General features: G+C 38.1%; 26 protein-coding genes and 1 pseudogene. 21 read left to right on the top strand and 6 right to left on the bottom strand.

Translation table 11 applies throughout. The features are described 5' to 3' along the window. Positions 1–362: 362 nt before the first annotated feature. The 10 genes from ACEVFT_RS23715 to ACEVFT_RS23760 all read left to right on the top strand — a co-directional run bounded on the left by ACEVFT_RS23715 (position 363) and on the right by ACEVFT_RS23760 (position 10,360). A complete protein-coding gene (locus tag ACEVFT_RS23715; RefSeq protein ID WP_393951508.1) occupies positions 363–1,064 on the top strand; it encodes a polyphosphate polymerase domain-containing protein in 702 nt (233 codons plus the stop codon). A 19-nt stretch (positions 1,065–1,083) separates the two neighbouring features. Continuing rightward, on the top strand, positions 1,084–1,767 hold the full coding sequence (locus ACEVFT_RS23720; protein WP_131521792.1) for a DUF4956 domain-containing protein: 684 nt from the start codon (positions 1,084–1,086) through the stop codon (positions 1,765–1,767). 42 nt (positions 1,768–1,809) lie between these two features. Then, positions 1,810–3,591 (top strand): CotH kinase family protein, encoded by a 1,782-nt coding sequence (locus ACEVFT_RS23725; RefSeq protein ID WP_393951509.1) that lies wholly within the window; start codon positions 1,810–1,812, stop codon positions 3,589–3,591. Positions 3,592–3,678: 87 nt separating this feature from the next. Beyond that, the gene (locus ACEVFT_RS23730) at positions 3,679–4,281 is read left to right on the top strand and encodes a class I SAM-dependent methyltransferase (RefSeq protein WP_205446204.1); all 603 of its coding nucleotides are present in this window, start codon (positions 3,679–3,681) and stop codon (positions 4,279–4,281) included. Between the two features lie 404 nt (positions 4,282–4,685). Beyond that, entirely contained in the window at positions 4,686–5,906 is a 1,221-nt protein-coding gene (locus ACEVFT_RS23735; protein WP_016992165.1) for an ABC transporter substrate-binding protein, read from the top strand. Positions 5,907–6,052: 146 nt separating this feature from the next. Continuing rightward, positions 6,053–6,928 (top strand): branched-chain amino acid ABC transporter permease, encoded by an 876-nt coding sequence (locus ACEVFT_RS23740; RefSeq protein WP_016992164.1) that lies wholly within the window; start codon positions 6,053–6,055, stop codon positions 6,926–6,928. 12 nt (positions 6,929–6,940) lie between these two features. Beyond that, a complete protein-coding gene (locus ACEVFT_RS23745; protein WP_205446203.1) occupies positions 6,941–7,876 on the top strand; it encodes a branched-chain amino acid ABC transporter permease in 936 nt (311 codons plus the stop codon). Next, positions 7,876–8,655: an ABC transporter ATP-binding protein gene (locus tag ACEVFT_RS23750; RefSeq protein WP_205446202.1), complete on the top strand. Its 780-nt coding sequence runs from the start codon at positions 7,876–7,878 to the stop codon at positions 8,653–8,655. Before ACEVFT_RS23745 ends, ACEVFT_RS23750 begins: the two co-directional genes overlap by 1 nt. Beyond that, complete coding sequence (locus ACEVFT_RS23755; protein WP_004233555.1) at positions 8,655–9,362, top strand: ABC transporter ATP-binding protein; 708 nt, start codon at positions 8,655–8,657, stop codon at positions 9,360–9,362. Before ACEVFT_RS23750 ends, ACEVFT_RS23755 begins: the two co-directional genes overlap by 1 nt. Positions 9,363–9,862: 500 nt before the next feature. After that, complete coding sequence (locus tag ACEVFT_RS23760; RefSeq protein WP_393951510.1) at positions 9,863–10,360, top strand: cupin domain-containing protein; 498 nt, start codon at positions 9,863–9,865, stop codon at positions 10,358–10,360. Positions 10,361–10,401: 41 nt separating this feature from the next. On the opposite strand, the gene ACEVFT_RS23765 is transcribed toward ACEVFT_RS23760, so the two are convergent. Both ACEVFT_RS23765 and rluF read right to left on the bottom strand, forming a co-directional pair. Then, entirely contained in the window at positions 10,402–11,121 is a 720-nt protein-coding gene (locus ACEVFT_RS23765; RefSeq protein ID WP_205446200.1) for a DUF6904 family protein, read from the bottom strand. Positions 11,122–11,146: 25 nt separating this feature from the next. Beyond that, entirely contained in the window at positions 11,147–11,848 is a 702-nt protein-coding gene (gene rluF / locus ACEVFT_RS23770) for a 23S rRNA pseudouridine(2604) synthase RluF (protein ID WP_205446199.1), read from the bottom strand. Positions 11,849–12,089: 241 nt separating this feature from the next. Between rluF and adh the strand changes: the two genes are divergently transcribed. From adh to ACEVFT_RS23795, 5 genes are all read left to right on the top strand, one after another. After that, entirely contained in the window at positions 12,090–13,610 is a 1,521-nt protein-coding gene (adh, locus tag ACEVFT_RS23775; RefSeq protein ID WP_205446198.1) for an aldehyde dehydrogenase, read from the top strand. Positions 13,611–13,631: 21 nt separating this feature from the next. Then, positions 13,632–13,991, top strand: coding sequence for a DUF779 domain-containing protein (locus ACEVFT_RS23780; protein WP_342442039.1), 360 nt, complete (start codon positions 13,632–13,634; stop codon positions 13,989–13,991). Between the two features lie 448 nt (positions 13,992–14,439). Then, on the top strand, positions 14,440–15,408 hold the full coding sequence (locus tag ACEVFT_RS23785) for a DUF4003 family protein (RefSeq protein WP_393951511.1): 969 nt from the start codon (positions 14,440–14,442) through the stop codon (positions 15,406–15,408). Positions 15,409–15,451: 43 nt separating this feature from the next. Further along, entirely contained in the window at positions 15,452–16,879 is a 1,428-nt protein-coding gene (locus ACEVFT_RS23790) for an aldehyde dehydrogenase family protein (RefSeq protein ID WP_393951512.1), read from the top strand. Between the two features lie 69 nt (positions 16,880–16,948). Beyond that, positions 16,949–17,428: an acyl-CoA thioesterase gene (locus ACEVFT_RS23795; RefSeq protein WP_004233566.1), complete on the top strand. Its 480-nt coding sequence runs from the start codon at positions 16,949–16,951 to the stop codon at positions 17,426–17,428. A 33-nt stretch (positions 17,429–17,461) separates the two neighbouring features. Here the strand turns inward: ACEVFT_RS23795 and ACEVFT_RS23800 are convergent, their stop codons facing one another. Beyond that, positions 17,462–18,244 carry a methyl-accepting chemotaxis protein gene (locus ACEVFT_RS23800; protein WP_393951525.1) on the bottom strand — a complete coding sequence of 261 codons (783 nt, stop codon included), beginning with the start codon at positions 18,242–18,244 and terminating at the stop codon, positions 17,462–17,464. After that, a pseudogene (locus ACEVFT_RS23805) lies at positions 18,227–18,787 on the bottom strand (protoglobin domain-containing protein); the annotation flags it as partial. The pseudogene ACEVFT_RS23805 and the gene ACEVFT_RS23800, both read right to left, overlap by 18 nt. A gap of 268 nt (positions 18,788–19,055) precedes the next feature. Between ACEVFT_RS23805 and ACEVFT_RS23810 the strand changes: the two are divergent. After that, entirely contained in the window at positions 19,056–19,265 is a 210-nt protein-coding gene (locus tag ACEVFT_RS23810) for a hypothetical protein (RefSeq protein ID WP_342442035.1), read from the top strand. A gap of 47 nt (positions 19,266–19,312) precedes the next feature. Here the strand turns inward: ACEVFT_RS23810 and corA are convergent, their stop codons facing one another. Both corA and ACEVFT_RS23820 read right to left on the bottom strand, forming a co-directional pair. After that, entirely contained in the window at positions 19,313–20,275 is a 963-nt protein-coding gene (gene corA, locus ACEVFT_RS23815) for a magnesium/cobalt transporter CorA (RefSeq protein WP_342533608.1), read from the bottom strand. 35 nt (positions 20,276–20,310) lie between these two features. Continuing rightward, positions 20,311–20,994: a class I SAM-dependent methyltransferase gene (locus ACEVFT_RS23820; protein ID WP_205446191.1), complete on the bottom strand. Its 684-nt coding sequence runs from the start codon at positions 20,992–20,994 to the stop codon at positions 20,311–20,313. Positions 20,995–21,118: 124 nt separating this feature from the next. Here ACEVFT_RS23820 and ACEVFT_RS23825 point away from each other — a divergent pair, with 124 nt between their 5' ends. The 5 genes from ACEVFT_RS23825 to ACEVFT_RS23845 all read left to right on the top strand — a co-directional run bounded on the left by ACEVFT_RS23825 (position 21,119) and on the right by ACEVFT_RS23845 (position 26,258). Continuing rightward, positions 21,119–21,424 carry a DUF4870 domain-containing protein gene (locus tag ACEVFT_RS23825; protein ID WP_016992147.1) on the top strand — a complete coding sequence of 102 codons (306 nt, stop codon included), beginning with the start codon at positions 21,119–21,121 and terminating at the stop codon, positions 21,422–21,424. 267 nt (positions 21,425–21,691) lie between these two features. After that, positions 21,692–22,162: a CtsR family transcriptional regulator gene (locus ACEVFT_RS23830; RefSeq protein WP_004233573.1), complete on the top strand. Its 471-nt coding sequence runs from the start codon at positions 21,692–21,694 to the stop codon at positions 22,160–22,162. Between the two features lie 13 nt (positions 22,163–22,175). Continuing rightward, on the top strand, positions 22,176–22,718 hold the full coding sequence (locus ACEVFT_RS23835; protein WP_205446188.1) for a UvrB/UvrC motif-containing protein: 543 nt from the start codon (positions 22,176–22,178) through the stop codon (positions 22,716–22,718). Then, positions 22,715–23,824 carry a protein-arginine kinase McsB gene (gene mcsB, locus ACEVFT_RS23840; protein WP_393951513.1) on the top strand — a complete coding sequence of 370 codons (1,110 nt, stop codon included), beginning with the start codon at positions 22,715–22,717 and terminating at the stop codon, positions 23,822–23,824. Before ACEVFT_RS23835 ends, mcsB begins: the two co-directional genes overlap by 4 nt. Beyond that, the gene (locus ACEVFT_RS23845; protein ID WP_205446185.1) at positions 23,814–26,258 is read left to right on the top strand and encodes an ATP-dependent Clp protease ATP-binding subunit; all 2,445 of its coding nucleotides are present in this window, start codon (positions 23,814–23,816) and stop codon (positions 26,256–26,258) included. The genes mcsB and ACEVFT_RS23845 overlap by 11 nt, the downstream gene beginning before the upstream one ends. Positions 26,259–26,340 lie beyond the last annotated feature (82 nt).

Genomic DNA, 26,340 nt, shown 5'->3' on the forward strand with positions numbered 1-26,340 from the left:
TTGACTCCCTTGGGATAGCGAGATAGGCAAAACTCTAAACGAAGCGGCTCGGCGCTCGCCCACAGGAAAGCAAGTAGCCTGCAACAGAAATCCATTTCTACCTTTCAATTGACTGTTTTGTTTTTCAACACTAAGAAAAGGCGACTACGCTATAAGAGCGTGGTCGCCTTTTTGATGGTTTAACCCGTCTCTCAGAAATCTGCTTTGTATTGTAAAAGATAAATGAAGAATATGTAAAGCTGACATCTGCCTGACACAAAAGCCCTTTATAGTAAACGATGTAGACGAGAAATGAACAAAGGGACGAGCATCAATAAGGGTTTGTCGGTTTGACACTAATAATAAGTAGGGAGAGTGATGAAATGCCAATAGTTACTTCATTTAATCCAAATGGTCGTCAAGAAATTAAACAAGCGATCTCTTATCCAGATTATGCGTTATTAAAAACCAAGCTTCAGCATGTTATGCAGCGGGACAAGCATGCGGGTTTAGACGGTAAATATTTGATACGTAGTACGTACTTCGATAATTTTTCCAATAAAGTGTTAAATGAAAAAAAAGAGGGCTTTATCAATCGAGACAAATATCGGGTTCGCATATACGGCAAGTCTAGTGCTGTTATTAATCTGGAGCGGAAGAGTAAACGTAACAATGTTACCTTTAAAACAAAATGTGCAATATCTCAAGCTGAGTATGAAAAAATGCGTATCGGGGAGATATCCTGGATGGAGAATGATGACCGAGGGTTAATTCGAGATTTATATCAAGAGATAAATTACAACCAGCTAAGACCTACTACGGTAGTGGATTATGAGCGAGAGGCCTATATCTATCCGTTTGGTAATGTGCGTGTGACGTTTGATAGTAAGGTGCAATCAAGTCTACGCAACACTGATATGTTTAATCAAAACTTGCCGATGGTGGATGTACTGGAGCCAAATCTTGTGATCTTAGAGGTAAAGTACGATGAATATCTGCCAGACATCATCAAGTATTTACTACAGTCGGTGGATACTCGTGCAGAGGCCTATTCAAAATATCAGCTTAGTCGTATGTACGGCTAATAATAAAGGAGAATGAACAATGGATACAATTAAATTTAGTGATATTTTTAAATCCAACTTTTTAGAAAAAACAACCTCATTTTCATTAATCGATTCCATTATTGGTTTAGTAGTCGCGTTTTTTATTGGGCTTTTCATTTACGCTGTTTATAAGAAAACCTTTAATGGTGTCATTTACTCACATTCATTCAATATCTCATTACTTATTATGACAATGGCAACAGCATTAGTGATTATGGGAATCAGTTCAAATGTTCTGCTGTCACTTGGTATGGTTGGTGCTTTATCCATTGTACGTTTCCGTACACCTATTAAGGACCCAATGGATTTAGTCTATATTTTCTGGGCAATTGTTTCAGGTATTTTATGTGGTGCTGGCTTTATCCCATTAGTGATTATTGGTGCTGTTTTAATCGGACTTGTATTGCTAATATTCGTTAATAAAATAACAGTAGAAAACCCTTATTTATTGATTGTAAAGTTTGAAGAAGAGCTAGCAAACGCTGAGATCGAGCGAATTATTGCTGCACAAACAAAAAAGTTCGCTCTCAAATCCAAATCCATTATGCAACAGAATGAAATCGAAACTACTTATGAAATTCGTGTAAAACAAAATGATGCAAAATTGATGGATGAGCTAACAAAGGTAGCAGGTGTAAAATCAGCCATTATGCTGAGCTATGATGGGAATTTCACAGCGTAATGACCTCATTAGCAAAAAGGACTACGATGAGAGGTGACGGCTATGATTAAAACACGAATTGTCTACCTGTGCATGGCAATTTTACTCCTTCTCTTTGTCGTGATATATGCTGTACTTCCGAATGTAGGCATTGAAACGAAAAATTCAGAGTTCTCCTATGAGAATATAGTATTTAATAAAAATAAAGTAACCACAGTTGATATTGAAATTGCGGAGGAAGATTGGGCTGATATGCTCGAAAATGCTTCGGCTGAGGAATTAAAACAGGCAGATATTACAGTAAACGGCAAGAAAATTGAGAATGTTGCTATTCGTACAAAGGGCAATCTATCATTACGATCGGTTGTCAATAGTGACTCAGATCGCTATAGTTTAAAAATCGATTTTGATTATTATGATGATACACAAAGCTTATATGGCTTAAAAAAATTAAATTTAAACAATAATTATAGTGATTCTACATTAATGAGAGAGTACATCTCCTATGAACTGATGGAGCAAATGGGTTTACCAACACCGGCACACTCCTATATGTATGTCACAGTGAATGGTGAGGAACGAGGCTTGTTCTTAGGAGTAGAAGCAGTGGATGAGACATTCCTAGCTAATAACTATGGCTCTAATGATGGCTTTTTATTTAAGCCAGATGGGACAGGCAGCGATTTAAAATATATTAGTGACGATATCGAAGACTATACAGGCATCGGATTAAAAACAAATGAAGGTAATATTGATCAATCCAAGTTGGTTGAAATGCTAGATGCTATTAATAATGGTGGAGACATAGAAAAGTATATTGATGTTGATGAAATGTTACGTTATTTTGCCGTCAACACAGCTCTTGTGAATTTAGATAGTTATCAAGGGAATATGAAACATAACTATTATTTATATGAACAGAACGGTGTGTTTTCTATTATTCCTTGGGATTACAACATGTCCTTTGGTGGCTTTGGGGCTGGAGGAGGTAGAATAGCAGGAGGAAACGGAGAAAATCCAGCTGACGCTTCTACTAATATGGAAAAACCAGTGGCACAAAACAATGGACAACCCGCTCAGGCAGGTGATGGGGGTATGCAACAACGAGGTGGCGGATTCAACATGGGAATGGGCATTTCTGGCGACTTGTTAGCTGATAGTGCTATTAATTTTAGTGTGACAACCCCTGTTTCTGGCACAACATTAGAGGAGCGACCACTCCTAAATGCATTACTTGCTAATGAAGAATACCGTGCCAAATATGAAGGGTATCTAGAAGAACTAGCAACAACCTATTTAACAGAAGACTATGTCCAATCTATTACTAAAAACTTAGCGGTGCTATTAACTACCTATGTGGAGGCAGATCCAACTAAATTCTCTACTACGGAGCAGTTTTTGGAAGCAGTTGAAGGTGAAGAAAGCTTGCCTGAATTTGCTAAACAGCGCTCAGCATCTATATTAAAGCAGCTGTCTGGGGAGCTTGTAGTGGAAGCATCTACGTCTTCTCAGGGCAATATGGGTATGCCAATTCCAAATGAAAATGGTGAAATGAATTCGATGCCAGACGATTTTGATCCAAGTCAGCTACCAGAGGACTTTGATCCATCAAAGAGCCCGCCTTTTAATAGAGAGGGCGAGGGTCCGAGAGCAGGACAAAATGGGGAACAAATGCAACGCCCAGATGGAAACGGGGCTCCAATGGGTATGCCGGGTGCGAATGGTGAAGCAGCCAATCAGGAACCTGTTATTGATAAAAATATGGTGTTTACAGCCATTACATGCCTAGTGCTACTCCTTTTCGCACTTCTCTTTGTTGTTAAATTTAAACGCAGAGGTCGTTAAAAAATAACCATATCCAATATCTTTGGGTATGGTTTTTGCTTTTTATCGTGTTAAAATAAAGCATTCTTTTCTGAGGGGTCTTTTCATATGAATGAACAGCAATTTGATAAACATTTGCACATTAACACGGTGGGAGAGCAATATGGTTTTCCTAAACTTGCACACTATCACCGTTATGAGCCAACGCCATACAGTGGGTTGGAGCAATTATTCGCAGCGTATGAGATGCCTGACAATCCAGTATTTATTGATATGGGGTGCGGGAAAGGGCGAGTTCCCATTTATGTGCACCATAAGTTCCATATTCCAACTGTTGGGATAGAAATGGATGCAGGATTTTATGCAGAGGCAGAAGAAAATAAACGTAGTTATCTTCAAAAAATGAGAGCACATGCACCCATCAAATTTATTCATACAATAGCAGAAGCTTATGAAATAAAGTCACGTGACAATGTGTTTTTCTTTTTTAATCCTTTTTCCATTCACATTTTTCGTTCAGTCATTCATAATATTTGGAAATCCTACGAGCAGCGAATGCGAGATATTCATATAATTTTATATTATCCGCCTTACGATTATTTACAATTTTTACATCATGGAACACCATTTGAATTGCTTCATGAAGTACATTTAGAAAATGAAACAAATATAAATGAGCGCCTTTGTGTGTTTGAATTAAAAAAAGCTTAGAGTATGGGGGAACCCACTCTAAGCTTTTTCCTATTTACAGTACAGATATAAACAATTTGTTACTCTTATTCTCATAATTATTTTCAGGGAAATAATCGTAATAGATGGAGGGGGTGTTTAAATCAACTAGACTTTATTGTGAAAAAACAATTTCATCTGATAGTTTTGTACTAGTCTATGGTTTGAATTAAAAGATAATTCACAAATAACTAATTATACTGAAAAATCACTCTAGACTAAATATAAAGAATGTTTTACAATGAAAAAGGCTTATATGAATAATATTTTTCTTTTGTTTTTAGATAGTTATAAATAATTATTTTAGCTATTGAGTAAATGATTTTAATTGTTTATAATTATCAGAAATATCTAATATTTGAGAAATTTTCAGGGGGAATTTAATTATGAGAGAGAGCAAAAAGCTTAAGAAGTTCGGTTCACTTTTAGTAGCATCTTCATTACTTGCTGGTGTTCTTGCTGGTTGCGGTAACGGAGACGATTCAAGTTCTGGCGGAGGCTCATCATCAGGCGGAGGTTCATCTGATGGCGATACAATTAAAATTGGTGCCAACTTAGAACTTTCAGGGAATGTAGCATCTTATGGTTCCTCTATTGGGCTAGGTGCAGAGCTGGCTGTAAAAGAAATTAATGATGCTGGCGGTATTGATGGTAAGAAAATTGAACTGATTAAAGTAGATAATAAATCAGAGAACTCTGAAGCAACTTCAGCTGCTATTAAACTAGCAACGCAGGATAAAGTAGTAGCAATGCTAGCACCTGCAACTTCAGGTAATACAGTAGCAACTGTTCAAATTGCAAATGATAATAAAATTCCTATTGTTACTGGTTCTGGTACAGCACCAAATATCACAGTAAACGAGGATGGCAGTGTTAATGAATATGCTTTCCGTACATGCTTTATTGACCCATTCCAGGGGATTGTAGCGGCTAATTTTGCTTCAGGTGAGCTAGATGCGAAAAATGTAGCTATTTTCGCAGATAATGCATCAGACTATGCAAAAGGTTTAGCAAAATCATTTAAAGAAACGATTACGAAGAGTGGCGGAAAAGTTGTAAAAGAAGAAGCTTATGTAGCGAAGGATACAGACTTCCGTACACAATTAACAAATATTAAAGCGGCAAATCCAGACTTTATCTTTATCCCTGGATATTATGAAGAAGTTGGTTTGATTGTTAAACAAGCACGTGAAATGGGCATTGATGTACCTCTAATGGGGGCTGATGGTTGGGATTCTCCAACTTTAATCGAATTAGCTGGCGCGGATGCATTGAATAACACATTCATCACAAACCACTATTCTGCTGAAGACCCAGATCAAAAAATTCAAGATTTCGTAAAGGCATTTAAAGCTGCAAATGGTGACAAAGCGCCTGACGCATTCAACGCACTTGGTTATGACACAATTTACTACATTGCGGATGCGATTAAACGTGCAGGCTCTACGGATGGGGAAGCAATTAAAAATGAATTAGCTGCAACAAAAGATCTTTCTTTAGTAACAGGTACTTTCTCAGTTGACGAAAATCATAACCCAATTAAAACAGCAACAGTTCTTGAATTTAAAGACGGTAAACAAGTGTTCAACTCTAAAGTTAATCCTTAATGTTTTGTAAGCAAGGGGGAGGCGGGTAAACACGCCTTCCTTTTTTGTGTGCTAGATAACTAGAATCGTAGTGCAAAACATAACTATTAGTATCGATCTATGTACTTATTTTTCAATTTTCAGAAAATTTAAAGGAGTGAATGCACATGGAATGGATACAGCAACTTGTGAATGGTATTTCACTTGGAAGTATCTACGCGTTAATAGCGCTAGGGTATACGATGGTATACGGTATTATCAAGCTGATTAACTTTGCTCATGGTGATGTCTTCATGATTGGGTCATTTATTGGCTTTTACGCAATTGCTAAATGGGAGCTTGGATTCTTCCCAGCACTATTATTGGCGATGTTAGTTTGTGCGATCTTTGGTGTTTTAATTGAACGTATTGCCTATAAACGATTACGAAATGCTACACGTATCGCAGCTTTAATTACAGCGATTGGTGTATCGCTATTAATCGAATATACAACGATTTTCTTCAGAGGGGCTCAGCCAGCAGCTTATCCTGAAGTTTTCAAAAATAAATCACTAGATATTTTTGGCGTACAAATCAGCAGTACATCCATCTTAATTTTATCAGTCGCAGTTGTACTGATGATTCTTTTACAATTCATCGTACATAAAACAAAAATCGGTAAAGCGATGCGCGCCGTTTCCCATGATGCAGATGCTGCTCGCCTAATGGGTATTAACGTTGACAATACAATTTCTGCAACGTTTGCGATTGGTTCAGCTTTAGCTGGTGCAGCAGGTGTTATCTTCGGTGTTTATTATACAAAAATTGACCCATTAATGGGTGTTATTCCTGGTGTTAAAGCATTTATCGCAGCTGTTCTTGGTGGTATTGGTATCATCCCTGGCGCTATGGTTGGTGGTATGTTACTAGGTGTTGTAGAGTCCTTAGTAAGTGCACTTGGCTTCTCGTTATGGCGTGATGCAGCGGCATTCGTTATCTTAATTTTAATCTTAATCTTCAGACCATCGGGTATCTTTGGTAAAAATGCCCGTGAGAAAGTGTAGGTGAGCGGTTTTATGAAAAAGTCTAAAGTTTTCTGGGGCTATGCCGTAATAGCGCTAGTCATCTATGCAGTTGTACAGTTATTGATTACGACAGAAGTAATTGATTTGTACTATAAAAATATGTTGATCACGATGTGTATTAACATCATGCTAGCTGTCAGCTTGCATATTGTTATTGGGGTTACTGGGCAATTCTCTATTGGGCATGCTGGGTTCCTTGCAGTTGGAGCATATGTATCGGCTATCATTACAACAAAGTTAATGCTGCCATTCCCATTGGCTATCCTTTTAGGGGCTGCTGCAGCAGCAGTTGCTGGTCTCATTGTAGGGATTCCAACGCTTCGTTTAAAAGGGGATTATTTAGCGATTGCCACACTAGGGTTTGCCGAGATTATTCGTATTATCTTTTTAAATACGGATTATGTTGGTGGCGCAGCAGGGATGCAGGTTAAATATTTATCTAACTGGACGTATGCATTCTTTGGCGTAGTGTTAACGATTCTAGTCATCTCGAACTTTACAAATTCTCGACATGGGCGTGCGTGTATTTCCATTCGAGAAGACGAAATAGCAGCGGATGCTATGGGTATTAACACAACTTACTATAAAGTTGTTGCATTCGCTATTGGTTCTTTCTTCGCTGGTCTAGCTGGCGCTATTTTTGCACATAACTTTTACATTATCCAACCGACAACATTCGGTTTCTTAAAATCATTTGATATTTTAATTTACGTTGTACTCGGTGGTTTAGGAAGTCTTTCTGGTTCAGTGATTGCTGCGATTTTCTTAACATTCGTGTCTACTTATCTCGCAAATTTCCCAGAAACGCGTATGATTATTTACAGTTTAGTATTAATTATCGTAATGCTTTATCGTCCAACAGGCTTGATGGGAACGAAAGAGATCACGCAATTATTTAAGTTTGGTAAAAAAGGAGGTACAAAATAATGACTGGAAACCTTCTTATCAATGTTGAAAACATGGGTATTCAATTCGGCGGTTTAAAGGCAGTACAGGGTGTTAATATGTACCTTAATCAAGGCGAATTGGTAGGACTTATTGGACCAAATGGTGCTGGGAAAACAACGAGCTTTAATATGTTAACAGGGGTATATACACCAACGGAAGGTACAATTACTTTTAATGGTATGAAAATAAATGGACTTGCACCCTATCAGGTTACACAGAAAGGGATCAGCCGTACATTCCAAAATATCCGCTTATTTAAAGAGCTATCTGTACTAGACAATGTGAAGGTAGCCAACCATTCTCTTGCTAAGCATTCTATGTGGTCTTCTATTTTTCGTTTGCCAAACCATTTCAAAGGTGAGGCCGAAATGGAAAATCAATCAATTGAGTTCTTAAAAATCTTTGGCTTAGATGTCTATAAGGATGAGCTGGCAAAAAATTTGCCATACGGGATGCAGCGTCGTTTAGAAATTGCTCGTGCGTTAGCGGCAAATCCAAAACTACTGTTATTGGATGAACCAGCAGCAGGGATGAACCCACAAGAAACACATGATTTAATGGAGTTAATTGCATTTATTCGTAAAGAGTTCGGCTTAACAATTTTGCTGATCGAGCATGATATGAGCTTAGTCATGGGAATTTGTGAACGCATTTATGTACTCGATCATGGACAATTAATCGCTGACGGGACGCCAGAAGAAATTCGCAACAATCCAAAGGTAATAGAAGCGTACCTTGGTGAGGAGGTTATCGGCTAATGCTAAAAGTACAAAATATCGATGTTTATTATGGCAACATCCAAGCATTAAAGGGCCTCTCTTTAGAAGTAAACGAGGGTGAAATTGTAACGTTAATCGGAGCAAACGGTGCTGGAAAAAGTACGCTCTTAAAGACATTGTCAGGTTTATTGAAGCCAAAAGGCGGCATTATTGAATACGAAGGCTTCTCTATTGCTGGGAAAGCGGCACAAACTATTGTGAAATCAGGAATTTCCCACGTTCCAGAAGGTCGTCGTGTTTTTGCCAATATGTCCGTTGAAGAAAACTTAGAGCTTGGAGCATATCTGCGTAATGATAAAGCAGGTATTAAAAAAGATATGGATCATGTTTTCGAGTTATTTCCACGATTATTAGAGCGTCGGAAACAGCAGTCAGGCACATTGTCTGGTGGGGAACAGCAGATGCTTGCGATGGGTCGTGCTTTAATGGCCAAACCAAAGCTATTATTAATGGATGAACCTTCGATGGGTCTTGCACCGTTAATGGTTAAAAATATCTTCAATATTATTGAGCAGGTCAATAAAGAAGGAACAACCGTATTACTTGTTGAGCAAAATGCTAATATGGCATTATCGGTCGCTAACCGTGCATATGTACTTGAAACGGGACGTATTGTTCTATCCGGTTCAGCAAAAGAGCTACAAGAGAGCGAGCAAGTAAAAGCAGCTTATTTAGGCGGATTATAAAAATGGTAGGGCATCTCATTTATGAGATGTCCTTTTAGTGTTGAAAAACAAAACAGTCAATTGAAAGGTAGAAATGGATTTCCGTTGCAGGCTACTTGCTTTCCTGTGGGCAAGCCGCTTCGTTTAGAGGCTTGTCTGTCCTGCTATCCCACGGAAGTCAAGTAGCCTTCCACTCCAACCCACTAACTTTTTAGTAAAGGTGCTCATTACTCATTTTATTGAGGGGTGTCGTAACGAATCACTTCTCCATATTGAAAATAAGAGTCTATCCTACAAATAATGGGCAGTTTTGTTCACTACCGCTAGTATGAAAGATAAGGAAAAGACACTTTTGCACATGGTTGATTGGAGTGACTCTGGTGGAACGGAAATCAACCCCTCGCCTTTCAAAATTCCTTTTTCCTCCGTTATAATCACTTTTTTCTTGCATGATGAAAGAAAATCAGAGGTAGCATTTCTACTTTACTTTTTGGTAAGGTTGAAAAAAGGAGTGATGCTTTTTGAAGAATTCAGCACAATATTTTATTGAACATTTAAAGTTAGCCGAACATCCAGAAGGGGGCTATTACATTTCATCATTTCGTGCATCAGACGATATAGCCGTGAGAGATGTTCAGAGGCCCATTTATACAAGTATTTATTTCCTATTACGCTCACAAGATATTTCCCATCTACATCGCTTGCAATCGGACGAGCTATGGTATTATCATGCAGGCAGCCCACTAACCGTTCATATGATTTTCCCAGATGGTACATATGAAGCGAAGAAGCTTGGTTTGAATGTAGAAGCAGGGGAAGTACCCCAAATTGCAGTGCCAAAGCATACAATTTTCGGTTCGTCGGTGGAAGAGTCTGATACGTTTAGTTTAGTTGGATGTATGGTGGCGCCAGGCTTTGACTTTGAGGACTTTGAATTGTTTACACAGGAAGAGCTTTTAGCAGATTATCCTCAGCACGAGGAAGTCATTCGTAAAATGGCCTACAAAACAATTGAATAGAAAAATAGCCGTCTCAATTATTTTGAGACGGCATGATTTATTCACCATAATATTTCTTCAGGATAATTAAGTTGAATTTGAATATCATGCAATGCTTGTTTCGTTGCAATAGCTGCTTCCATCAGGTGGGATTTTAATGCTACATATTCATGGTCCTCTATCATTAATCGTACAGCAAATGCCGCTAAATGTGCTTGACGTTCCTCTTTACTTAATTCGATATATTCTAGATTCAGAACATCCACGTACTGTGTTGCAAAACGGAAGGTAAATGGATTTTTAGCATGTAACATTCTTAAAAACACAACATAATCTTCTTCACTCACCTCTTGTTCCAAACAATCAGCAATAGCCGCTTGAAATTTGCGTATAATAGCTATCTCATGATTCCACATTGAAGCATTGTTTAATTTTTGGTGCAAATCAATAAAATCATTTAATGCGATTGCACTAAAGATAATTTCTGGCCAAAGAATTTCTGTTGAAAAATAGACATTCTTATTTGGAAAGATTAATTCATGTTGTGTTAGAACACTCTTATTAAGTCCATTACTAACAAAATCTAGGTGATGTTCGCCAAGCATAGCATGTCTTAGTTTATAGCAAACGCTTAAAATACGTAGTCGAGGACCCTGATAATCATAGTATTTATTTTCATCACCAGTTACTTTATAAATAGCATTAATTAGTTCATCTAAATCCCAATAATCGGCGCTAATTCGAACTCCTGTTAATTGCTCTGTGCTTTGAATGGATATCATAGTCCTCGTCCCTCCTCTTGAATGCCTATTTGAGTGTGTAATTAAGTAGTTTGAATAGTTCTGTACGTTCCTTCTCTGTTAAATCACGCCATTGCCCCACCTTTAAGTTACCAAGCTTAATATTCATAATACGAATACGTTGTAGCCGCTTAACGGAATACCCTAGTGCAGAACACATTCGGCGAATTTGGCGGTTTAAGCCTTGCTCTAAAATGATTTTAAACACCTTATCCGAAATCCTTTCCACATGGCATGGTAAGGTTGTTGTATCTAAAATATCGACACCACTACCCATTTTTTGGATAAATTGTGTCGTTATAGGCTTGTCAACTTGAACAATGTATTCTTTTTCATGATGATTTTCAGCACGTAGAATTTTATTGACGATATCGCCATCATTCGTTAATAACAATAACCCCTCTGATTCCTTATCAAGACGTCCGATATGAAAAATACGCAAGGGATGATTGACAAAATCAACCACATTGCCTTTTATATGTCGTTCTGTCGTACTTGTAATACCAACAGGTTTATTTAGAGCAATGTAAACAAGTTGTTGTTCTTTCTTTACCTCTTTTCCATCAACGCAAACAATGTCCCCTGCTTCAACTTGACTACCAACTGTCGCCAGTTCCCCATTAATCGTTACTTTTCCTTCTTCTATCCATTTATCAGCGCCACGACGAGATATGATGCCTGTTTCACTTAAATATTTATTAATACGCATAATGTTCTCCTATATTTTATATTATTTTTAAGTATACCTTAACGCCATGCTTACAGTGAATGCTAGAAGCTTTTCTAGCAAAAATAAATTAGTTGGAAAAGTTTTTGAAAAAGTTGAAATTATTTTATGTTTCTGACAATATATTAGATGAGAGGGTTTCTATGAAAATATTGTTATTCCGATATAAAATAACGTTTTTTCTAGATAGTTCTCATTAAATTGTGTAAAGGGGAGAAGTAAAATGGTTTATGCATTTCCAAACACTGAAGGATCGGTAGTTCAATTCAAAGAGAAATATGATAATTATATTGGTGGCGAATGGACACCCCCAGTGAAGGGTCAGTACTTTGATAACGTTACTCCTGTTACTGGACAAGTTTTTACACAAGTAGCACGTTCCACAGCTGAGGACATTGAACTTGCATTAGATGCAGCACATGCTGCTAAGGATGCATGGGGCAAAACATCACCGACAGAACGCGCAAACATTTTACTTAAAATTGCGGACCGTATCGAGCAAAATTTAGAAAAGCTAGCCGTTGCCGAAACATGGGATAACGGTAAAGCGGTACGCGAAACATTAAACGCAGACATCCCTCTTGCAATTGATCATTTCCGTTATTTTGCTGGGGTATTACGTGCTCAAGAGGGCTCAGTAAGCCAAATTGATAATGATACAGTTGCTTATCATTTCCATGAGCCAATTGGTGTAGTTGGTCAAATCATTCCTTGGAACTTCCCATTATTAATGGCTGTATGGAAGCTTGCACCAGCACTTGCAGCTGGAAACTGTGTCGTATTAAAACCTGCAGAGCAAACACCAGCATCGATTATGGTGCTTTTAGAATTAATAGAAGACCTACTACCTTCAGGTGTCATTAATGTTGTGAATGGATTTGGCTTAGAAGCAGGGAAACCGCTTGCATCAAATCCACGTATTGGTAAGATTGCCTTTACAGGTGAGACGACGACAGGTCGTTTAATTATGCAATATGCTTCTCAAAACCTTATTCCAGTAACATTAGAATTGGGTGGTAAGTCACCGAACATCTTCTTTGAAGATATTATGGATAAAGATGATGCCTTTTTAGATAAAGCTGTTGAGGGCTTCGTACTATTTGCTCTAAACCAAGGAGAAGTATGTACATGTCCTTCACGTGCACTGGTTCAGGAATCTATTTACGATAAATTTATGGAACGCGTATTACAACGAGTAGAAGCCATTAAAGTTGGTAACCCACTTGATCCAAACACAATGATGGGTGCACAGGCTTCTAGTGAGCAAATGGAAAAAATTCTTTCTTATTTAGATATTGGTAAGCAAGAAGGTGCAGAATGTCTAATTGGTGGAGACAAAAATAATGTAGGTGAAGGCTTTGAAAATGGCTACTACATTAAACCAACTGTTTTCAAAGGGCATAATAAAATGCGTATATTCCAAGAAGAAATTTTCGGACCAGTTGTTGCTGTCACAACGTTTAAAACGAAAGAGGAAGCATTGGAAATTGCAAATGATACATTATATGGCTTAGGTTCCGGTGTTTGGACGAGAGATATTAATACAGCATATCGCTTCGGTCGTGAAATCCAAGCTGGCCGTGTTTGGACAAACTGTTACCACGCTTATCCTGCACATGCTGCATTCGGTGGCTACAAAATGTCAGGTGTTGGTCGTGAAAATCATAAAATGATGTTAGCTCATTACCAACAAACGAAAAACTTATTAGTGAGCTACAGTGAAAACAAACTTGGTTTCTTCTAAATCGTAGGGAGGTGCATGAGCGTGGTTGAACGTGTATTAGCAACGGAAGAAGCGCTGGCACTAATCGATCTATTAAAAGAGAAACATGGGCCCGTTATGTTTCATCAATCGGGCGGATGCTGTGATGGCTCCTCGCCAATGTGTTATCCAGAAGGCGACTTGCTAATAGGTGATCAGGATGTGTGCCTTGGTGAGATTGGTGGTGCTTCCTTCTACATGCACAAAAATCAATATGATTACTGGAAGCATACACAAATCATATTGGATGTGGTGGATGGCAGAGGTGGCATGTTCTCACTTGAGGGCGTAGAAGGCAAACGATTTCTAACAAGGTCAAGAGCCTTCACATCAGAAGAGCTACAAGAGCTAGGGTTAATTTAACGAAGTATTGGTACAGCGGCAAAGTTTTTCTGCCGCTGTTTTTTATCTTGAGTCAGAAATGTTTATTGTATGGAAAGTGAAGCGTTAGGACACACGACTTTCTATTTTTTAGGAGAGATCAATAACTGTTTTGGTATTCAAGTGTCCTCTGGAAGCCTCGATATTAATTTTTATGAAAAAGAGTATGTAAAGCGATATTTTTCGATGAATTTCGTAGAAAAAGGAATAGATTTAATCGATCCTTTAAGGTCATGGAAAATAATAGTTTTCTTGTGGTTTTTGCTAACATCGGCAATACCTCCTTTTTAGGTTGTTAATATTTTCTATTAAATCAAATAAAGTAAGTAACATACATTAAATTATGTTTACTTTTTATGTTAATTGTTACAAAGAGGGTGAATCTTTCTTACATTATGTAACGTAAAACGAGTAAAGGAGTGTGCTAAATATGGATTATGTGATGATTGAAAATGAATTTGCAACTACGGTAGAGGATGTATCAAAAGCTGCAGGATGGACAGTGGACCGTAAAATTGTTTTAGCTATTGCTAGTACATTTGTAGCGTCAGGAAAAACTTTTGATGCAGCGAAGTATAAAAATGTTTTACAAGAAATGAAGAAGCAATCTTCATGGATGTCTCCTTTACGAACAACAGTTGGGTATAGTATTGCTGCCAATTTGATGGGGCAAGATGATGCTGAAAAGGCAGTAAAGAATATACTTACAAACGTGGGCATCTTAAAGGAAGAGAAATTCAGAAGCGGCAATTTTAGCTATATCGGGGCACAATTCTTGACAGAGGATGAAAACGATAAAAAGGCGCATGCACAGGCAGCTAGAGCCTTATTTGATGCTATTCGTAAACATCACCCATTTTTAACATCTTATGAGGACATTCCTTATGCAATATTATTAAGTAGTCCATCTGATGATGTTGAGCTGCGTGCGGAAACAATGAATCGATACTATAAAGAACTACGAACATATAATTTTAATGCTGGTAATGAGCTCCAATGGCTTTCACAGGTATTAACATTTTTATCACCACAATTTGATGGTCAGCTAGTACCAGATGTTGTAACACTTCGTGATACGCTCAAAAAGCAAAGTGTGAAAGTCAAGGCCATGCATTATCCTTTACTTGGCTTTTTAGCCATACTTAATCTAAATAAAGCGCAACTTCAAGGGATGATTGATTTATATCATGAATTAAAGGCCATGAAATTATTAAAATGGCATCATGAATTTGTGCTCTTTATGGCTGTACAAATTGCTATTTATGATATGGCCAAGGTGCAAAAATCTTTGTCCATGACCATTATGTCTTCGATAGAGTTATTAATTCAAGCACAGCAAGCAGCAATGATCGCAGCGGTTAGTGCAGCCGCCATTGCATCTAGTTCAAGTTCTTCGTGATAGAATAAAGAAGAACTTAATTATTTGGAGGTGCATTTGAAGGATGAAGGAAACAAAACTGTGGATTAATGGTCAGTGGCAAGGTGCAGAGGAAAGCTATGAGCTAGCTTCTCCATATAGCGGTGAGGTTATTGCTCATGTAGCAAAAGCATCTATTCAAGATGTAGAGAGAGCTATCGAAGGTGCACAGCAGGCATTCCAATCGTTAAAAAAAACAACAGCCTACGAACGTGCCGAAATATTATATAAAGTTGTTGATAGAATGCGACAACGAAAAGAAGAACTTGCAGAGATTTTAGCCTTAGAGGCAGGAAAGCCTTTAGTCGCAGGATTAGCGGAAATTGATCGTACAATCGCAACCTATCAATTTGCAGCAGAGGGAGCTAAACAGTCAAAAGGTGAGACTGTTCCAATGGATGCAGCCCCTGGAGCAGGGGATCGAATAGGCTGGACAAAAAGGGAACCCTTAGGTGTGATATCGGCCATTACGCCATTTAATTTTCCATTCAATTTAGTGGCACACAAGTTAGGTCCAGCATTTGCAGTAGGTAATACGGTTGTATTAAAGCCAGCAACACAAACACCACTAAGTGCTATCGTTATGGCTGAAATTTTCCGTGAGGCAGGATTACCAGATGGAGCATTGCAGATTGTGACAGGAAGTGGAGGCGAGCTTAGTGACACACTGGTCACACATCCATACGTCAAAAAAGTAACGTTTACAGGTAGTGGTAAAGTTGGTTTGAGAATCAAAGAAAAAGTCGGTTTACGTAAAGTAACTTTAGAGCTAGGTTCTAATGCAGCAGTAATTGTCGAACCCTCTACGCCAATAAATAAAATTATCAGTCGTTGTGTAAGCGGTGCTTTTAACTTTGCTGGACAAGTATGCATTTCGTTACAACGTATTTATGTGCATTCTTCCATTATTGATGAATTTACTAAAGCATTTGTTGCAGAAACTGAAAAGCTTATAGTTGGAGATCCATTAAATAAAACTACAGATGTCAGTGCCATGATTCATTCAAACGAAGTGGAACGCATCAGAGAGTGGATTGAGGAGGCACAACAACAGGGTGCCGTGATTGCAACTGGGGGCGTATTTACAGAACGTACTTTAACACCAACAGTAATGACTAATGTGACAGCTGATATGAAAATTGTCTGCCAGGAAACATTCGCACCAATCGTCTCAATTGTTTCATATGAAACATTAGACGACGCAATTCGACTAGTAAACGAGTCGGACCTTGGCCTAAATGCAGGTATTTACACGAATATATTGTCAGATGCTTTATATGCAGCAGATGAATTACAAGCTGGTGCTGTCATTATTAATGATATTCCGACATTCCGGGTAGATAACATGCCATATGGTGGTGTAAAGATGAGTGGTTATGGACGTGAAGGAATTAAGTGGGCAATAGAGGAAATGACTGACATGAAATTTATTTCGATGAAAAAATCGTTCTAAATTTGCATCAGCTCTTTTTCTGCGATACGATGACGAAAGAAAATCATGAGAAGGGAAGTTGCAAGAATTATGCCAAACAACGCTGTACCAATGAGCCAATCGCGTACGGTTCAATCGCGTCTCGTATTACCCCCAGACACAAATAATCACAATTCTATTTTCGGTGGAAGAGTGTTAGCTTATATTGATGAAATTGCTGCTATTACAGCAATGAAACACGCAAAAGGTCTTGTAGTGACAGCTTCTATTGACTCGGTTGATTTTTTATCCGCTGCACATGTAGGAGATATTCTTGAAATTGAGAGTATTGTTTCGTCTACAGGACGTTCTTCAATGGAGGTTTATGTTCGCGTTGTTTCTCGCAATATTGAGACTGGCGAGGAAAAATTAACGACAGAATCATTTGTCACGATGGTTGCAGTAAATGAGGAAGGGAAACCAGTACCAGTTCCTTCGATTTACCCTGAAACAGATGAAGAAAAGCGTTTATTTGAAACCGGGCCAGCAAGACGAGAGCACCGTAAACAAAAACGTGCATTGCCGCATTAAGGAAAAAGGGAACTCTAAATGAGTTCCCTTTTTTTACATATTTAGCTCATTGACAACATTAATGAGTGAGTCAGAAGAAGAGGAGACTAGCGTAGCCCCTTGCGATAATTCCGTAATTAAATTAGAAATGGCTGAAATATCTCTTGATGTATTTACATATTGTTGTTGAATGCCAGAAACTGCATCAGCAATATCATTAAATGACTTGGATAAACTTTCTTGTGTATTGACACTATGCTGAATTTTTTGATCGACATTCACAACTGAATTAGCCATTGTCGTAATATTACTTTCCGTTTCCTTAATGAGGTGAGAAACATTTTGTACGGCGTTTTTAGTTTCTTCAGCAAGTTTACGCACTTCCTCAGCTACTACCGCGAAACCTTTCCCATGTTCTCCAGCTCGAGCAGCCTCAATAGAAGCATTTAATGCTAATAGATTTGTTTGATCAGCAATGCCTGTAACAAGCCCAACGATTTCGGAAATTTTTTGAGAAGAGGTACGTAATTGATTCATCGTTACTTCAAGACCGTTGACACTTTGCAAAATAACTTGGATTAAATCATTTTGTTCTTTCAACTGCTGTTGGCCCCGTCTTGATTTTTCTTGTGTATCTGCTACGAAGCTCAATCCTTGCTTGGTCGCTACAGCAATATCATCTGTTTGCGAGGAAATCACTAATAATGATGCGGCCGTTTCTTCACTAATGGCATTAAGCTCCTCTGCAGTACTTTGAATCGTCGTTACAAGGGAATTTTTTGTTGCATCCGCTGCAGAGCGAATACGTTCTTCCTCTTTTTCATATGCCTCAATCACAAGTTGTTGCTCAAAGTTAATGATTTTACAAAAAGCATTTATAGCACGAATAGCATCTGTTTTGGAGATATCTACTTCGTTCACAAAGTTTGCGAAAGTAGTAGTGAGTGACTGAAATGAGGCAATATACCATTTTGACTGCAAGCCAATTCGAACGTGGGCCTCAGCAATGGCTTTTCGTTCAGCAATGTAGGCATCATTAATACGACTTTCAAAAATGTCACTTAAATGTTTATGTAACGTAATCTTCAAACGATCAATATGTGATGTTCTATTAATAATATCAAGTAAATCTTGGCTCAAACTAATGGCTACATAAAATTTCTCCACCATTTCAGGAATTAAGTCTTTAGCTAAAGGCTGTAGTTGCTTAATGATGGCTAAATCTTCAAGTGTTAAATTTAAAAGTTGTAATTGTTTTTGAAGATTGGGGTGGTTCAATACATCTAATTGTACACCGCTCTTAAAATTTTCAGGTGTTAATGTAATTGAGTAGCTAGAACTACTGTTTTTTGAAAACCAACTCATTATTATTTGCTCCATTCTTAATATCCATAATAAATTGTAAGTAAATAAGCACTTTTAGAATTTGTTAGGTTTGTAAACTTAATAAATAAATGGGATTAAATCTATTTTACTATTATTTGCTGAATATTTGGTTAAAAAATTGGTTATTTCTTTATTTTTTTACTTTATTGTTAGTCCAAATGGTGAAGCGATGTAGATTTGAATTTAAAATAGGAAACCTGTAAAATACGAACTGTTTAGTAATAGAAAAATTGTACGTAAAAAGAATAGGAGGAGGGATGGTATGGAGAAAAAACGTTTTAAATTTGTTATTCCAGTCATGGTGATTGTCGCCATTGGTTCCGTTTATATGCTACGAAACTATCATGCTGAGGTACCAGATGTTGATCAATTATTAATTACAATATGCGCATCTTTAGGATCAGGGGTACTAGCCTACTTTTTATTTCCACAGCAGGGCGATAATAAAATTGATGACAGAGGACCGTATTAATAGATTGAAAAAACTGCTCGTTTGCGCAACAAAACGAGCAGTCTTTTTTATGGTTTAAAGAGTTTAAACCAGCCCTTATGTTTAAAGATGGCCAACATAAAGATAACGATAATAATCATAATCCCAAGTACAATAAAATAGCTATATTGTCCATGAAGCTCCGGCATATTATCGAAATTCATCCCATACACACCAGCAATGAAGGTAAGTGGGATAAAGATTGTTGAGACAATTGTTAAAGTCATCATAATACCATTCATGCGACTAGAACTCATAGCCATATAACTATCCCGCATATCCGCTGTAAGCTCTCGATTGGATTCAACCATCTCTGTTAGCTTAAGTAGATGGTCATAGATATCTCCAAAATAAGCTCTTTCCGATTTCTTTAGTGAGAAACGGTAAGAATTAAGAACGCGATATAAAAGATCACGCATTGGTAAAATAGTACGTCTTAAGTCAAGCAAGTCACTACGGAACTCGAAGACAATCTTCATGGCATTTACGTTGCTTTGGTATGTAAGTTCACCTTCTAATGCATTTAGATGATCTTCAATTTTGTAAACGAGTGGAAAATAACTATCAACAATTTTATCAATGGTTTGATACGTTAAGTATACGGTACCGCGCTCCCAATTCTTCGGTTGGTTTTCTAGCATCTTCTGCACCTTATCTATTTCAGGGACAGGACTTTTATGGAAGGTTACGATAAATTTATTGGAGGCAAATATATTAACCTCCTCCGCAGCTAACGTCTCTTCGTTTACTCGATGAATGACAAAAAAATGAAAATCATCATAAAAGTCGAGCTTCGGACGCTGTAATCTCATTAAGCAATCCTCAATAGCAAGAGGGTGAAAGTGAAAAAATGTATCCAACAATGATTCTTCCTCGGCTGTAGGACAATTAAAATCAACCCAATACCATTCAAATTCTTGCTGATGTATCTCTTCTAATGGAAAATCCTTTAACAGTTGTTGTTGTTTTGTAATGCCAATGGTGCTTATCACGGTTTTCACCTCAAATTATTTACTACAAAATATAGTTAGTGCTCCTCTTTAAAGCATACCCAACCACCAAACAAAGTAGTGGCAAAAAATCTAGAAGGTTTTGTAAAGCCTGCACTTTGTAAAAGTGTTAAAATACCCTCTTCACTCATAAAAGAAAGAGAGCGAATGGATTTCTCCATCTCTGCTACATCAGACACAGAAAGTCTAGTATGTTGTAGCCAATAGGAACGCCATAAATCAAATTGTAGCTCTGTTTCTAAAGAGCCTTGCTGACCATACTTTGCAACAAGGACAAATGGTGCTCCAGGTTTTAAATATTTTGCTATTTCTTTTAATGTCACCAGCTTTTCTTCATCATCCCGAATAAAATGCAAGACGAGAATACAGCTTGCTGCATCATACTGTGTGGAGGGCAGCGGAGCATCGAGTATTGTAGCCTGATGGAATGACATATTATTAGGTAGAGCGAGCAAACGCTCTTTAGCTATGTTAAGCATGGATTCTGATGGATCAATGCCCGTGAATGACCAGTGTGGTCTTCCTTCTGCAAGCTGTAAAATTTCATTGCCACTCCCTGCACCCACAACTAACATGTTAGCATTTTCTGGAAGTTTTGAATGATAAAAGGTTTGTATTAAACGCAGCATGGCATCATAACTGGGCAACGTACGGCGAATTCCCTTTTCATATTCATTTGCTAATGTGTTGTTAAATTCCATCTCTCATCACAGCCTCTCAAAAAATTTTTAAAAAATCCTTTTTAATGTGAAACTATTGCGGGTATAGTTCCGTAAATAGTAGTACATAAAACATAGATAATGTTCAAAGAAAGGGTTGATATATATGGAGACTAAATGGTCTAAAGTAATCATACACGCAAGTGCATTTTTTGCGCCATGGTTAGTGCCCATTATTTTCTTTTTAATTAGTTCGGATGAGGAAGTTAAGGCAATTTCTATTCAAGCATTGCTATTCCAAATTGTCATGGGCGTTTTAATTGCTATCTCTGTTGTTTTAAGCTTCGTCCTTATTGGCTTACCATTTTTAATCATTTTCGGCATTATGCTATTTGTTGTACCGATTATCGGTATCGTAAAAGCATTGTCTGATGAGCCTTGGCGTTATCCAATTGTTGGTCGTTGGGTATAATTTTCATAGACGCAAGTATATGCTAGTTGCATATGCTTGCGTTTTTTCTATGACTAATAAGGGTACATTAGGTATATGAGGAAATTATAAAACCGTACACAAATGATCGAAAAGGTGTTATTTTCGGCGCTTAAAAAGGTATTTTCAAGACTTTCCACTTTTCTATGGGCGAAATCATTGCAATTTTTTTCAAGCGTTTTGTATAATATACTCAAAGAAAGTCAAAGATAGTCAAAGTCAGTGAAGCAAGCGAGGTGTATTCCTAAAATGCGTAATATATCAGACATCATAGAAGGTTACTTAAAGCAAGTACTTGAATTAGGTGGAGAAGGGCATATTGAAATTAAACGTAGTGAAATCGCTGATAAATTTCAATGTGTACCATCACAAATAAATTATGTCATTAATACAAGATTTACTGCCGAGCGGGGTTACCTTGTTGAGAGCAAACGTGGTGGTGGTGGATACATTCGAATTTTACGTGTCCGCGCGAATTCACAGATTGATTTAATCGACGATGTTCTCAGGCAAATTGAAGGTGGGGCATCACAAACGATGGCAGAAGATTTGGTTTATCGACTGATTGATGAGCAGGTAATTTCAAAGCGAGAAGCGAAATTAATGTTAGCAGCAATTGATCGCTCCACGATCGACTTGCATCTCCCATTAAGAGATGTCATTCGATCAAAAATATTGCGAGCAATGCTGACAACAATTAAATATGAACAGCAAAAATAGTGAGGTGATGGAAATGATATGCGAACATTGTAAACAACGTAATGCAACAGTTACAGTAACACAAGTTCAAAGTGGGCAAAAGGTGGAGCACCATTATTGTGACGTCTGCGCCTCACAATTCCATCCATTTCATGCAGAGTTTAAACAAGAGCCAGTATCTATTCAACAGTTATTGTCTAACTGGTTTGGCTCTCCTACATGGCAAAAGGTGGGGGAAAAACAACAGGTACAACCACAACAGCAAACATGCCCACAATGTGGATTTTCGTATAAGCAATTTTTAAAAGAGGGAAAATTCGGGTGCCCAAGCTGTTATGACACATTTAGTGAACATTTGCCGAAGCTTTTTAATCGCATTCAGGCAGGTCCACAACACATTGGTAAAATGCCTGGTGCTCGCAGCAATGTGTATGTTATTAAAAAGCAAATAGAGGATATCCGCAAGCGTATGAAGTCCGCCGTAGAGGAAGAACAATTTGAAGAAGCGGCGAAGCTACGTGATGAAGTTAAAGAGCTAGAAAAACATCTACAATTTGAAGGTGGTGATGTGTCATGATGATTGAATCATTTTTAGAGCGTGCGACGCCAACCTGGATGCATATCAAAGATGATTACTCAGATATTGTCATTAGCACACGGATACGCCTTGCTCGAAATTTAGATGGGTATCGTTTTCCATTAGCCTTTTCAGAGAATGAGGCATTGCAGGTGGAACAGGCCGTTACACATGCTGTAAGCGATAGCCCAACGCTTCAAAATGATTATGCTTATTTTGCTATAAAGGATTTAACGCCTTTACAGCGTCAAATTCTTGTAGAAAAGCATTTGATTAGTCCGCAGCTGGCTAAAAAAGAGCAAGTGGGCTCTATACTACTTTCTGAAGATGAATCCGTTAGCATTATGGTGAATGAAGAGGATCATTTACGCATTCAATGTATGACAGCAAGTTTTCAACTTCAAAGTGCCTATGAACAAGCAAATAAGATTGATCGTATCCTAGAGAAAGTATTACCGTATGCTTTTCGAGATACTTTTGGTTATTTAACAAGTTGTCCAACGAATATTGGTACGGGTCTACGAGCGTCCGTCATGATGCATTTACCCGCTCTAACACTAACGGGGCAAATGAATCAAATTATAAATGCCATGACACGCTTAGGAATGACTGTAAGAGGTATATATGGTGAAGGAAGCGAAAATTTAGGGAATGTTTATCAAGTGTCTAACCAAATTACACTTGGAAAGACAGAGGAAGATATTTTAGCAGACATACAAAGTGTCGCTGAAAAGATTATTCAAAAAGAACGACATGCAAGAGGTAAATTAATGGAAAAGGCGGAGCTTGCTCTAGAAGATAGAGTATATCGAGCTTTAGGCACCCTTACACATGCGAGAATTTTGACAAGTGAGGAAGCCGCGACTTGCCTATCTAATGTTCGTCTAGGAGTAGATTTACAGATGATTGATGGTATACAAGAAACAACCTTAAATGAATGTGTTGTTTGTATGCAACCAGGTTTTTTACAGCACTATGCAGGTGAGGTACTGCCACCTGCTGAACGAGATCGTGTACGAGCGGAAATGCTTCGCGAGACATTATCTCAAGAATATGCGAATAAGCCTATAAATGGGGAAAAAGGAGAGGATTTATATGATGTTTAATCGTTTTACACAACGCGCGCAAAAAGTATTACAGCTTGCTCAGGAAGAGGCTATTCGTTGGAAGCACGAATCTATCGGTACAGAGCATATACTATTAGGGCTTATACGTGAAGGCGGCGGTATTGCTGCGAAAGCGTTAGAAGCCATTGATATTAGTCCTCAAATGATTGAAGCTGGAATTGAAGAATTAGTTGGTAAGGGCAAAGAAGATGTCGGTCCAATCGTTCACTATACGCCAAGAGCTAAGAAAGTAATTGAACTATCTGTTGATGAGTCACGTAAATTAGGTCACTCCTATATCGGCACAGAGCATTTATTATTGGCGCTTATACGTGAAGGCGAGGGTGTGGCAGCTCGCGTTTTAAACAATGCGGGAGTCGGCTTAAATAAAGCTCGTCAGCAAGTATTATTGCTATTAGGTAATAATGATAATGCACAATCTGGTCAACAAGCAGCTCAAGCTGCCAATACGCCAACATTAGATAGCCTAGCACGTGATTTAACACAAATTGCACGTGAAGGTACATTAGATCCTGTTATTGGTCGAAGCAAGGAAATTACACGTGTGATTGAAGTTTTATCGCGTCGTACGAAAAATAACCCTGTATTGATTGGTGAGCCAGGTGTTGGTAAAACAGCGATTGCTGAAGGATTAGCACAGCAAATTATCAATAATGAAGTACCAGAAATCCTTCGTGACAAACGTGTGATGACACTAGATATGGGTACAGTTGTTGCAGGTACAAAATATCGTGGTGAATTTGAAGACCGTTTGAAAAAAGTGATGGATGAAATTCGCCAAGCAGGTAACATCATTTTATTTATCGACGAATTGCATACATTAATTGGTGCAGGTGGTGCTGAAGGTGCGATTGATGCATCGAATATATTAAAACCATCTTTAGCACGTGGTGAGCTTCAATGTATTGGTGCCACAACACTTGATGAGTACCGCAAGTATATTGAAAAGGATGCAGCTTTAGAGCGTCGTTTCCAACCAATCCAAGTGGATGAGCCGACAGTGGAAGAAGCTATTCTAATCATTCAAGGCTTACGAGATCGTTATGAAGCACATCACCGTGTAAAAATAACAGATGAAGCGATTGAAGCAGCGGCAAAAATGAGTGATAGATATATTTCAGACCGCTTCTTACCCGATAAAGCGATTGACTTAATCGATGAAGCAGGTTCTAAAGTACGCTTACGTTCATTCGCAGTGCCACCGAACTTAAAGGCACTTGAGGATAAGCTTGAAAATGTTCGTTCTGAAAAAAATGCAGCCGTATCAGGTCAAGAATTTGAAAAGGCAGCAGCACTAAGAGATACTGAGCAAAAGCTGAAGGATGAAATTGAAGCTACACGAAAAAATTGGAAAGAAGAGCAAGGTAAAGCCGAATCTAAAGTGACTGTGGATGATGTAGCAGCAGTTGTATCAATGTGGACAGGAATCCCAGTAGCTAAAATTGCTTCTGAAGAATCTTCGAAGTTATTACAGCTTGAAGAAGAGTTACACAAACGTGTAGTAGGGCAAAGTGAAGCGGTAGAAGCCATTTCTCGTGCAATACGTCGTGCAAGAGCAGGCTTAAAAGATCCAAAACGACCAATTGGTTCATTTATCTTCTTAGGACCTACAGGTGTTGGTAAAACAGAGCTTGCAAGAGCACTTGCTGAAGTAATGTTTGGCGATGAGGATGCGATGATTCGTGTTGATATGTCCGAGTATATGGAAAAACATTCGACTTCTCGCTTAGTAGGTTCACCTCCAGGCTATGTAGGCTTCGATGATGGTGGCCAACTGACAGAGAAAGTTCGCCGTAAGCCATATTCAGTCGTTTTATTAGATGAAATTGAAAAGGCACACCCTGATGTATTCAATATTCTATTGCAAGTGCTTGAAGATGGTCGTTTAACAGACTCTAAGGGACGTGTAGTAGACTTCCGTAATACAGTGGTCATTATGACTTCAAACGTTGGTGCGGATGCATTAAAATACCAAAAGAGCCTTGGTTTCAATGTAGGCGGTGCAGAGTCTAAGCATAAAGACATGAAGGGTACGATGTTAGAAGAATTGAAAAAGGCATTCCGTCCAGAATTCTTAAACCGTATCGATGAAATGATTGTCTTCCACGCATTAGATAAAGAGCATTTAAAAGAAATCATTGCAATGATGGGCAATGCATTAACAAAACGCTTGAAAGAACAAGATATTTCGTTAGAGTTAACAGATGCAGCACTTGAAAAAATTGCTGAAGAAGGTTATGACCCTCAATATGGTGCTCGTCCACTACGTCGTGCATTACAAAAGCAAGTAGAGGATCGACTATCAGAAGAATTACTAAAAGGTAATGTAGAGAAGGGTAATCAGGTTATCATTGATTATGTAAACAATGAATTCATTGTAAAGAAAAAAGAGGGAGTATCCATCTCTAAATAATTTCATGGAAAGACAGTGAGGCTTTAAGTGCCAAGCTGTCTTTTTTTCTGTACAATTAAGGATAAGAACAAATATTCGAGGT

The organism is Lysinibacillus sp. PWR01 (assembly GCF_043359455.1).
In the GTDB taxonomy this organism is placed as follows: domain Bacteria; phylum Bacillota; class Bacilli; order Bacillales_A; family Planococcaceae; genus Lysinibacillus; species Lysinibacillus fusiformis_F.

Bases quoted from the DNA above. Each gene is read 5' to 3' on its own strand.
- ACEVFT_RS23715 (WP_393951508.1), top strand. From the start codon at position 363: ATGCCAATAGTTACTTCATTTAATCCAAATGGTCGTCAAGAAATTAAA.
- ACEVFT_RS23720 (WP_131521792.1), top strand. From the start codon at position 1,084: ATGGATACAATTAAATTTAGTGATATTTTTAAATCCAACTTTTTAGAA.
- ACEVFT_RS23725 (WP_393951509.1), top strand. From the start codon at position 1,810: ATGATTAAAACACGAATTGTCTACCTGTGCATGGCAATTTTACTCCTT.
- ACEVFT_RS23730 (WP_205446204.1), top strand. From the start codon at position 3,679: ATGAATGAACAGCAATTTGATAAACATTTGCACATTAACACGGTGGGA.
- ACEVFT_RS23735 (WP_016992165.1), top strand. From the start codon at position 4,686: ATGAGAGAGAGCAAAAAGCTTAAGAAGTTCGGTTCACTTTTAGTAGCA.
- ACEVFT_RS23740 (WP_016992164.1), top strand. From the start codon at position 6,053: ATGGAATGGATACAGCAACTTGTGAATGGTATTTCACTTGGAAGTATC.
- ACEVFT_RS23745 (WP_205446203.1), top strand. From the start codon at position 6,941: ATGAAAAAGTCTAAAGTTTTCTGGGGCTATGCCGTAATAGCGCTAGTC.
- ACEVFT_RS23750 (WP_205446202.1), top strand. From the start codon at position 7,876: ATGACTGGAAACCTTCTTATCAATGTTGAAAACATGGGTATTCAATTC.
- ACEVFT_RS23755 (WP_004233555.1), top strand. From the start codon at position 8,655: ATGCTAAAAGTACAAAATATCGATGTTTATTATGGCAACATCCAAGCA.
- ACEVFT_RS23765 (WP_205446200.1), bottom strand. From the start codon at position 11,121: ATGATATCCATTCAAAGCACAGAGCAATTAACAGGAGTTCGAATTAGC.
- rluF (WP_205446199.1), bottom strand. From the start codon at position 11,848: ATGCGTATTAATAAATATTTAAGTGAAACAGGCATCATATCTCGTCGT.
- adh (WP_205446198.1), top strand. From the start codon at position 12,090: ATGGTTTATGCATTTCCAAACACTGAAGGATCGGTAGTTCAATTCAAA.
- ACEVFT_RS23785 (WP_393951511.1), top strand. From the start codon at position 14,440: ATGGATTATGTGATGATTGAAAATGAATTTGCAACTACGGTAGAGGAT.
- ACEVFT_RS23790 (WP_393951512.1), top strand. From the start codon at position 15,452: ATGAAGGAAACAAAACTGTGGATTAATGGTCAGTGGCAAGGTGCAGAG.
- ACEVFT_RS23795 (WP_004233566.1), top strand. From the start codon at position 16,949: ATGCCAAACAACGCTGTACCAATGAGCCAATCGCGTACGGTTCAATCG.
- ACEVFT_RS23810 (WP_342442035.1), top strand. From the start codon at position 19,056: ATGGAGAAAAAACGTTTTAAATTTGTTATTCCAGTCATGGTGATTGTC.
- ACEVFT_RS23820 (WP_205446191.1), bottom strand. From the start codon at position 20,994: ATGGAATTTAACAACACATTAGCAAATGAATATGAAAAGGGAATTCGC.
- ACEVFT_RS23825 (WP_016992147.1), top strand. From the start codon at position 21,119: ATGGAGACTAAATGGTCTAAAGTAATCATACACGCAAGTGCATTTTTT.
- ACEVFT_RS23830 (WP_004233573.1), top strand. From the start codon at position 21,692: ATGCGTAATATATCAGACATCATAGAAGGTTACTTAAAGCAAGTACTT.
- ACEVFT_RS23835 (WP_205446188.1), top strand. From the start codon at position 22,176: ATGATATGCGAACATTGTAAACAACGTAATGCAACAGTTACAGTAACA.
- mcsB (WP_393951513.1), top strand. From the start codon at position 22,715: ATGATGATTGAATCATTTTTAGAGCGTGCGACGCCAACCTGGATGCAT.
- ACEVFT_RS23845 (WP_205446185.1), top strand. From the start codon at position 23,814: ATGATGTTTAATCGTTTTACACAACGCGCGCAAAAAGTATTACAGCTT.